The organism is Vibrio sp. S12_S33, from assembly GCF_963889785.1.
Taxonomy (GTDB): domain Bacteria; phylum Pseudomonadota; class Gammaproteobacteria; order Enterobacterales; family Vibrionaceae; genus Vibrio; species Vibrio aestuarianus.
In genome coordinates this window covers 1-204 of record NZ_CAWPQZ010000493.1, presented here as the reverse complement: position 1 = coordinate 204, position 204 = coordinate 1, and the positions used below count along the sequence as shown (strand labels likewise).

1 protein-coding gene is annotated in these 204 nt (G+C 58.3%); it reads right to left on the bottom strand.

The genetic code is table 11. From position 1 onward, the window contains the following. Positions 1-204 (bottom strand): hypothetical protein (locus tag AACW06_RS20855; RefSeq protein ID WP_202884151.1); only part of this gene is annotated, 204 nt, incomplete at both ends.

Genomic DNA, 204 nt, shown 5'->3' with positions numbered 1-204 from the left:
TCGTACTGCCATCTGGGTTGGTGATGGTTAACGTCACCGTATCACCCACTTCCACACCCGTTGGAATACTTACCACCGTTTCAACGCCGTCACTGTTCTCTGCCACGCTCACGCTGCCGTCCGCGGCGTCCGCGATGGTAAGCGTTGGCGCCGCAGTTGGTACGGTGGCGTCAAAATCAAACGTCACTGGCGCACTGTCACCAC